The 5,559-nt window shown below is 61.8% G+C and carries 6 protein-coding genes and 1 pseudogene; 1 reads left to right on the top strand and 6 read right to left on the bottom strand.

Annotated elements, in window-relative coordinates; genetic code table 11:
* Nucleotides 1-41: 41 nt before the first annotated feature.
* From FEM54_RS22870 to FEM54_RS22850, 5 genes and pseudogenes are all read right to left on the bottom strand, one after another.
* Nucleotides 42-797, bottom strand: a complete 756-nt coding sequence (locus FEM54_RS22870; RefSeq protein WP_138453182.1) for an SDR family oxidoreductase — start codon at nt 795-797, stop codon at nt 42-44.
* Nucleotides 787-1,590, bottom strand: a complete 804-nt coding sequence (locus FEM54_RS22865) for an SDR family NAD(P)-dependent oxidoreductase (protein WP_138453179.1) — start codon at nt 1,588-1,590, stop codon at nt 787-789. Before FEM54_RS22865 ends, FEM54_RS22870 begins: the two co-directional genes overlap by 11 nt.
* A complete protein-coding gene (locus tag FEM54_RS22860; RefSeq protein ID WP_138453177.1) occupies nt 1,583-2,404 on the bottom strand; it encodes a molybdenum cofactor biosynthesis F family protein in 822 nt (273 codons plus the stop codon). The genes FEM54_RS22865 and FEM54_RS22860 overlap by 8 nt, the downstream gene beginning before the upstream one ends.
* Nucleotides 2,405-2,415: 11 nt before the next feature.
* Entirely contained in the window at nt 2,416-2,781 is a 366-nt protein-coding gene (locus FEM54_RS22855; RefSeq protein WP_138453175.1) for a cupin domain-containing protein, read from the bottom strand.
* Between the two features lie 30 nt (nt 2,782-2,811).
* Nucleotides 2,812-4,064: pseudogene (locus FEM54_RS22850) on the bottom strand (NAD(P)/FAD-dependent oxidoreductase).
* A 208-nt stretch (nt 4,065-4,272) separates the two neighbouring features.
* Between FEM54_RS22850 and hpaR the strand changes: the two are divergent.
* On the top strand, nt 4,273-4,695 hold the full coding sequence (gene hpaR, locus FEM54_RS22845) for a homoprotocatechuate degradation operon regulator HpaR (protein ID WP_138453172.1): 423 nt from the start codon (nt 4,273-4,275) through the stop codon (nt 4,693-4,695).
* Nucleotides 4,696-4,805: 110 nt separating this feature from the next.
* Here the strand turns inward: hpaR and hpaI are convergent, their stop codons facing one another.
* Complete coding sequence (gene hpaI / locus FEM54_RS22840; RefSeq protein ID WP_138453170.1) at nt 4,806-5,558, bottom strand: 4-hydroxy-2-oxoheptanedioate aldolase; 753 nt, start codon at nt 5,556-5,558, stop codon at nt 4,806-4,808.
* Nucleotide 5,559: the final 1 nt, after the last annotated feature.

Here is a 5,559-nt window from a genome sequence, read left to right as displayed (position 1 = left end):
CTGCATCGCAGGCAAGCCAGCTCCCACATTGGAATTGGGTTTTAGACTTCTGGCAGGGTTGAACCGCCATCCACCACTAAGGTCTGGCCAGTGATGTAGCCCGCCAGATCCGAAGCCAGAAACACCATCGCCCCAGCAATATCCTGCGCCGAACCCAGGCGCCCCAACGGCACGCGCCCGGCAATGCTGTCATTCAACGCAGCATCACCCAGGTTCCCCATCGCTGGCGTAGCGATCATCCCCGGCTCCACACCATTGACCCGCACATTCAACGACGCCAATTCCAACGCCGCATTGCGGATAAAACCATTGACCCCGGCTTTCGACGCCGCATAGTGAGTGAGCCCCGGATAACCTACCCGATTGCCAGTGACTGAAGACGTCACCAGTACGCAACCACGGCCTTGCTCACGAAACATCGGCAACGCCGCCTGAGTCAGCCAGAACAACGCCGACAGGTTCACCGCCAAGGTGCGCTGCAGAATCTCTGGGGTAATGTCGTCAAACGCCGTCAACGGAAAATACCCGGCGTTGTGCACCAGCACATCCACCCGTGCCAGCCCCTGAACGCAAGCAAACACCGCGTCCGACTCCGCCAGGTCAACTCCGACGGCGTCCACGCGAAAACCCTGTGCACACAGCTCAGCGGCCACAGCCTGGGCCTGTGCCAACATCCGATCGGCAATCACCACCTGCGCGCCACGTTGGGCAAACGCGTCGACAATGCCCAATCCAATGCCCTGGGCGCCGCCAGTTACCAGCACCACTTGCCCGCGGAAATCCAGGTCACGGCGCATGGCTGGCCTCCAGGCGCGTGAACGCCAAGGTCGGCACATCAACAATGCTTGAACCGCCGTCGGCCACTATCGTCGCCCCGGTGATGATCGATGCATCGCTGGACGCCAGGAAGCGGCAGACCTTGGCAATTTCCTCGGGCTGGGCGGCCCGACGCAGTGGCACGTCGGCGCAAACTCGTGCATAGGCCTGCTGCAAGGTATCGCCATAGGCGTCCATCAAGGGCTGCATTTCCGCATCGGCCATGGGCGTTTTTACCCAGCCGGGGCACACGGCATTCACCCGCACACCGTGAGGCCCGTAATCGCGCGCGAGCGAGCGGTTTAGCCCCAGTAGCGCATGCTTGGCGGTGGTGTAGCCGCAGACTTCCGGCCCCGCCGCCAAGGAGGCGATGGAGCCGATCAGTACGATGTTGCCCGCACTTGCCTGCAACAACGGCAAGCAGGCACGGGCGCTGTAGAACGCGCTGTCGAGGTTGCTGCGCAGGGCGCCTTCCCAGGTGGCGGAGCTGGTCTGGGTGGCGCTGCCCAAGCCATGGCCACCGGCGCAGGCCAGCAGCACATCGAGGCGCCCGTAGTGCTCATGGATCAGCCGGATAAACCCGTCCCAGGTGCCAGGACAGGCGGCATCGCCCACCAGGATCAAGCCGCCGGTGTCGCGCGCCACCTGTTCCAAGGGTTCACGGCGCCGCCCGATCAACACCAGCTGCGCACCTTGCTCGGCATACAGGCGCGCGCAGGCGGCGCCGATGCCGGTGCCGGCCCCGGTGATCACCACCGTGCGCGGCTCAGTCACGGGGGTACTCCGTGCGGTTAAGCACCTGGCAATACGAGCTGATCGGGAAGTTCGACAGCGCATCGAACGACGCCCCGGCATAGCCGAAGATCTTGCCGTCGCTGCGGTGCTGTTGCAGGTCGATCAACACCAGTCCGAGGGTGGGCACAATCTTCTCCTGCCACACAAACAGGTACAACTGCTCGGCGATCTTGTAGTAATGGCAGCGGTCGATGTCGCACAGGCCTTGCTCCACGCCCTTCAAGCATTGCCAGGCGTAGAAGCGCTCATTGAGGTAGATGTGCTCGTAGACCTCACTGGGGCTGTAGCGATATTGGTTACGCAGGCCCACCAGCTCATCGGTTGGCGCGTGCTTCCAGTGGCCGTCCTGCCACGGGCGGTCGAGGCTGCCGTGCAGGAAGTCGACCTGCACCGAGGTCAGCGGTTTGCCGGCCAGGGCTCGGTGGTAGAGACCTTCGTGGGTCTCTGCCGGGTCCGGCATACGCCCGATCACGGCAGTAAAGGACGCATTCGGCGTATCCAGCACCAGGCTGATCGACCAGCTTTGGCCAGCCTCATGCTTGATGAAGTCGACCAGGTACAGGCCCGCTCGAATCGAGGTGGCGCGGTAGGCTGCGCTGCCGCTGGAATGACCGTCGGCGGCGTGCCAATTAAGGCGCTCCGGCGCGAAACGGTGCTCGATCTGCCAGCCATTTTCAAAGTGCAGGGTGAAGGTCTTGCCGGCCAGCTCGGCCAGGTTCGGCAGTATAAAGGCTTGGGGAGCGAAACCGTCGGCCAGGGCGCCCACGGTGATCCAGTCTGGGGAACTCGTCATGGGAGGCCTCCTCAGGCAACGGCGAAGTAGTGTTTGACGAAATGCTCGCTGACCACTTCCCACAGCACGGGCGTGCCCTTGGTCACGAACCAGCTGTCGCCGGCCTTGAAACGCGTCGATTGACCGGTGGATTCGTCGGTCAGCACTACTTCGCCGCTGACCACCGTGGCCTGCTCGGCAAACGGGTAGACCATGCGGAACTTGCCCTGGGTCGTGCCAAAATATGCGCTGCTGACCGGGTCGGTGGGCGCGCCGAAGGTCATCTTGCCGAAGGCTCGCACTTCGCCTGCAAGGATCTCGGAGCCGAGGTCGGCCACGGTGCCCCAGGCATCGAGTTCAGACAGCTGGACGTTGTGCTTGATGGTGGTAAGGGTCATGGCAGTTGCTCCTGATGAGTAAAAAGGGGGTTAGCGGCGCCCGTTCCAGTAGCCGGAAAGTTGGTGCCAGGATTTGCCCGCCGTTAGCAACAGAGGGCGGATCGCGTCCTTGCCGATGATGGTCGGGCGGTGAATCGAACTGACCAGGTCATAGCGTGCCGAGCCTTCGCTCATACCTTCGGCCAGGACCTTGCAGATGATGTGGCTGGGGGTCCCGGCAAGGTGCCTATCTGTGGGAACAGATTGGGGCTGCACGCCATCGGGCCGCCCCAGGCCAGATCAATTTTCACGTCCTTGAGGTAAGGGAAAATCTTCAGCATCAGGTTGCGGTTCCAGGCCTTGAGGTCACCGGGGATATGCTCGACCAAGGGTGTCGCGGCGCCGAACAGCAGGCGGTTTTCATTGGTCACGCGGTAGTAGTCGATCACTGGGCGAATATCGCTGTAGGCCCCGCGGATCGGGCTGATGCGCTGGATCAGCTCTTCTGACAACGGCTCGGTCATCATCTGGAACGCGTAAGTGTTGATGGTCGAGCGGTGCAGCTCGGGTTCGAGCTTGTTGAGGAAGCTGTCGCAGGCCCACAGCAACTTGCTCGCGCGCACCGAACCACGCCCGGTGCGCACGGTGATGCGCTCGCCATAGCTGACGTCCAGGGCCGGGCTGTTCTCGAAAATCCGCACACCGTGGCCCGCCAGCGCCGTGGCCTCGCCCAGCAGCAGGTTGAGCGAATGCACATGCCCGCCGCCCATGTGCAATAGGGCGCTGGTGTAGGCGTTGGAACCGATGATCTGCTGCACGTCGGAGCCACCCAGGAAGCGAATCTCGTGCTGGCTGTTGATTGACTTGAAGTCTTTCTCCCAGGCGCGCAGGGTTTTTTCCTGGCGGGCGTTGAAGCCCATGTAGCCGTAGCCGTGGCAGAAGTCCGCGTCGATGTTGTACTTGGCAATGCGGTTCTTGATGATGTCGGCGCCCAGGTCGCTGATCTCGAAGACCTGTCGCAGGCCGTCTTCGCCCACATCCTTCTTGATCTTCTCCAGGTCATGGCCGATGCCCGCCATGATCTGCCCGCCATTGCGGCCGGTGCCGCCAAAGCCCAGGTAGCGCGCCTCCAGCACAACAATGTTGGTGATACCTTTTTCCGCCAGTTCAAGGGCGGTATTGATGCCGGAGAAACCGCCGCCGATCACCACGACGTCGGCGTCGATATCCTGTTCCAGCGTGGGAAAGCCGAGGTTGTACTTCTTGGTTGCGGTGTAATACGTGGGGGTTTCAATGTTGATCATGGCGCAGCCTGAAAAGGTGAAGGAAGGCTCTAAAGCGGATGCCTCCATTAGGTACCCTGGCGGGATGGAAGTCTTGACCCTGCGTGCCCAGGCTTTTGATTCAGCGCGCCACGGGCAGCTGTTGCCAACAAGTTATAGCGCGCTGGGCGACCGGGAATGCTAGAGTTTCGTTAAATTATTAACTAAATAACCCGTGACCCTGATCCCTATGTCCAAACCTCGACAATCCTTGACGCTGGCGCTGCTGCAAGCCCGCGAAGCCGCCATGAGTTTTTTCCGCCCATCCCTGAATGAACACGGGCTGACCGAACAGCAATGGCGGATCATCCGCATCCTCGAACAGTACGGTGAGCTGGAGATTTACCAGCTGGCGGAACTGGCCTGCATCCTTAAACCCAGCATGACCGGCGTGCTGGTGCGCATGGAAAACGCCGGCATGGTGCACCGCCGCAAGGCCGAGCAAGACCAGCGCCGTGTACTGGTGACCCTGGCCGACAAGGGCAAGGCGAGCTTTGAGTCGATGAGCCAGTGCATGGAGGCCAACTACCAGCGTTTGCAGGATCAGTTTGGTGCAGACAAGTTTGAGGCGCTGCTGGGGCTGCTGGATGAGCTGAAGAACATCAAGCGCTGAATCACCACACATCCAAATGTGGGAGCTGGCTTGCCTGCGATGCGGACACCTCGGTATGCCTGGTAAACCGAGTTGATGCTATCGCGGGCAAGCCAGCTCCCACAGGTGTCTCAGTACACACTGCCTGTGTGGTTGGCAGTGGGAGCGCCGTTGAATTTCCCCGCCAACGCCTGCAACCCACGCATCAACACGGTGGTATCCACGCCCACCGCTACAAACGTCGCTCCCAGCTCGATATAACGCCGCGCCAAACCCTCATCGGCACTGAGAATCCCCGCCGCCTTGCCCGCCTGCACAATGCGCTTGATCGCATCTTCTATTGCTGCCTGCACGTCAACGTGCCCCGGATTACCGCGATGCCCCATCGACGCACTCAAATCCGCCGGGCCGATAAACACACCGTCCACGCCGTCGACCGCCGCAATCGCATCCAGATTGGCCAGGCCTTCAAGGCTCTCAATTTGTACCAACAGGCACATCTGCTCATCGGCCTGGTCGAGGTAACAGGCAATGCTGTTCCAGCGCGACGCCCGCGCCAACGCACTGCCAACCCCGCGAATGCCCTGTGGCGGGTAGCGCATGGCGCGCACCAGTTCGCGGGCCTGGGCGGCACTTTCCACCATCGGCACCAGCAAGGTCTGGGCGCCGATATCCAGCAGTTGCTTGATCAGCGCGCTGTCGCCGATGACCGGGCGAATCAGCGCCTGGCTGGGGTAGGGTGCGATGGCCTGCAATTGGCCGAGCATGCTGTGCAGCTGATTGGGCGCGTGTTCGCCGTCGATCAGCAGCCAGTCGAAACCGGCGTTGGCAGCCAGTTCGGCGCAGTAGGCATCGGCGAGGCCGAGCCACAGGCCGATCTGCACC

Source organism: Pseudomonas edaphica, from assembly GCF_005863185.1.
GTDB lineage: Bacteria > Pseudomonadota > Gammaproteobacteria > Pseudomonadales > Pseudomonadaceae > Aquipseudomonas > Aquipseudomonas edaphica.
The sequence above is the reverse complement of the archived record's forward strand: the minus strand, read 5'-3'. Positions and strand labels throughout refer to the sequence as shown.

What these genes read in the sequence shown, in the direction of transcription:
- FEM54_RS22870 (WP_138453182.1), bottom strand. Translation starts at nt 797, where the DNA reads ATGCGCCGTGACCTGGATTTCCGCGGGCAAGTGGTGCTGGTAACTGGC.
- FEM54_RS22860 (WP_138453177.1), bottom strand. Translation starts at nt 2,404, where the DNA reads ATGACGAGTTCCCCAGACTGGATCACCGTGGGCGCCCTGGCCGACGGT.
- FEM54_RS22855 (WP_138453175.1), bottom strand. Translation starts at nt 2,781, where the DNA reads ATGACCCTTACCACCATCAAGCACAACGTCCAGCTGTCTGAACTCGAT.
- hpaR (WP_138453172.1), top strand. Translation starts at nt 4,273, where the DNA reads ATGTCCAAACCTCGACAATCCTTGACGCTGGCGCTGCTGCAAGCCCGC.